Genomic DNA, 1,190 nt, shown 5'->3' on the forward strand with positions numbered 1-1,190 from the left:
TATGAATTAGTCGAAGATCTTAGCAACAACACCAGCACCTACTGTACGGCCACCTTCACGGATCGCGAAACGTAGACCTTCGTCCATTGCGATTGGTGCGATTAGCTCTACAGTCATCTGTACGTTGTCGCCTGGCATTACCATTTCTACGCCGTCTGGTAGCTGGATGTCACCAGTTACGTCAGTTGTACGGAAGTAGAACTGTGGACGGTAGCCTTTGAAGAATGGAGTGTGACGACCACCTTCATCTTTAGACAGTACGTATACTTCTGATTCGAACTTAGTGTGTGGAGTGATTGAACCAGGCTTAGCTAGTACTTGACCACGTTCAACTTCGTCACGCTTAGTACCACGTAGAAGTGCACCAACGTTCTCACCTGCACGGCCTTCGTCTAGAAGCTTACGGAACATCTCAACACCAGTACATGTAGTTGTAGTAGTGTCTTTGATACCTACGATAGCAACTTCGTCACCTACAGTTAGGATACCACGCTCGATACGGCCAGTTACTACTGTACCACGACCTTGGATTGAGAATACGTCTTCGATAGGCATTAGGAATGGCTGATCTACCGCACGCTCTGGCTCAGGGATGTAAGTATCTAGAGCTTCTGCTAGTTCAACGATTTTCGCTTCCCACTGCTCTTCGCCGTTTAGTGCGCCTAGTGCAGAACCTTGGATAACTGGTAGGTCATCACCTGGGAAATCGTATTCAGATAGAAGTTCACGAACTTCCATTTCTACTAGTTCTAGTAGCTCTTCATCGTCAACCATGTCACATTTGTTCATGAATACGATGATGTATGGGATACCAACCTGACGGCCTAGTAGGATGTGCTCACGAGTTTGTGGCATTGGGCCATCTGTCGCAGCAACAACTAGGATACCACCGTCCATCTGTGCAGCACCAGTGATCATGTTTTTAACATAGTCAGCGTGTCCTGGACAGTCAACGTGTGCGTAGTGGCGTGATGGAGTGTCGTACTCAACGTGAGAAGTTGCGATTGTGATACCGCGCTCACGCTCTTCTGGAGCGTTATCGATAGATGCGAAGTCTTTAGCTACACCGCCGTAAACTTTAGCAAGAGTAGTACAGATAGCTGCAGTTAGAGTTGTTTTACCGTGGTCAACGTGGCCGATAGTACCAACGTTAACGTGCGGTTTCGTACGTTCAAATTTTTCTTTAGACA

General features: G+C 47.3%; 1 protein-coding gene. It reads right to left on the reverse strand.

All coding sequences use genetic code 11. The features are described from left to right. Nucleotides 1-6: 6 nt before the first annotated feature. Nucleotides 7-1,190: elongation factor Tu (gene tuf, locus R7190_RS25630; RefSeq protein WP_017822038.1), on the reverse strand; the 1,184-nt coding region annotated here is incomplete at its 5' end.

The organism is Vibrio sp. 1078-1, assembly GCF_033340475.1.